Source organism: Shewanella hanedai (genome assembly GCF_007197645.1).
Classification (GTDB): domain Bacteria; phylum Pseudomonadota; class Gammaproteobacteria; order Enterobacterales; family Shewanellaceae; genus Shewanella; species Shewanella hanedai.
Genome location: NZ_VKGK01000083.1, coordinates 1 through 1,217, shown reverse-complemented (window position 1 = coordinate 1,217; position 1,217 = coordinate 1). Strand labels below are relative to the sequence as shown.

Genomic DNA, 1,217 nt, shown 5'->3' with positions numbered 1-1,217 from the left:
AGTAGGAGTTATCCATGCCTCGTCCCAGAAGAACCCAGATCAGTATTGAAGACACTCCGTATTACCATGCATGTAGTAGAACAGTTCGCCGTGCCTTCCTAACGGGAGTTGATGATTACACAGGGAAATCTTACGAACATAGACGTGAATGGATAGAAGAACAGATACTCAGCCTTGCTGATATTTTTGCAATAGATGTAGCAGCCTACGCGGTGATGAGTAACCATTTGCATCTGGTATTGAGGATTGATATTGAGTCAGCGAACAATTGGAGTGACAGAGAGGTTGTTGAGCAGTGGCATCGATGCTTTAAGGGCACAGGGTTGTGCCAGAAGTTTGCAAAAGGCGAAGTGATAGAAGAGTATCAAGTGGCTAAATTAAAACACCTTATTGCCACTTACCGCTCACGCTTGTGCGATATTAGTTGGTTTATGCGCTGTCTTAATGAGCCGATAGCAAGAAAAGCCAATATCGAAGATAATTGCACAGGCCATTTCTGGGAAGGTCGCTTTAAAAGCCAAGCCCTGCTTGATGAAGCCGCTGCATTAGCTTGCATGGCTTATGTCGAACTCAATCCGATTAGAGCCAAAATGGTTGATACACTTGAGAATTCAGACCACACCAGTATACAACTTAGAGTTAATGCCGCTTTAAAAGGTGAGCAACCCACTAAGTTACTCCCTTTTATTGGAGATGAGCGGCTCAATCAGCCCAAGGGAATAAACTTCGCACTGAAGGATTACCTAGAGTTAGTTGATGAAACCGGTAGAATTATCCGTGATGACAAGAGAGGTTCTATCTCTGCTAACAGCACAAAGATACTGACGAGATTGAATATTTCATCAGACAACTGGATAAAACTCACCTCAGAGTTTGGCGAACTGTTCCACGGCCCTGTAGGGGAAACACAATCGTTAACTCGCTATTGTGAGCACCTTCAAAAACGTCGACGGCATTTCTCAAAAAGCTGCCAGCACTTTCAAGCTGATTAGTTAAACTTAAACCACTTATCTACAACATTATCCATGACAAGAAGCATCGATTGGTTCTCCACATTCAAACTTCATCATTTCTCCTCTAAAGTCGCTACTTTCAACCATATATCAGCTTCAAAGCCTACTTTAGAAGATTCGATAAGCTTTCATTCTATCTATAACATTGAACATCTACAGTAGAGCCGTTATGTTATTGATTAATGATGGCTGGCTTGATTTATT

Annotated in this window: 1 protein-coding gene; it reads left to right on the top strand. The window is 42.1% G+C overall.

Annotated elements, in window-relative coordinates; all coding sequences use genetic code 11:
- Positions 1-14 precede the first annotated feature (14 nt).
- Entirely contained in the window at positions 15-992 is a 978-nt protein-coding gene (locus FN961_RS25680; protein ID WP_144042974.1) for a transposase, read from the top strand.
- Positions 993-1,217: the final 225 nt, after the last annotated feature.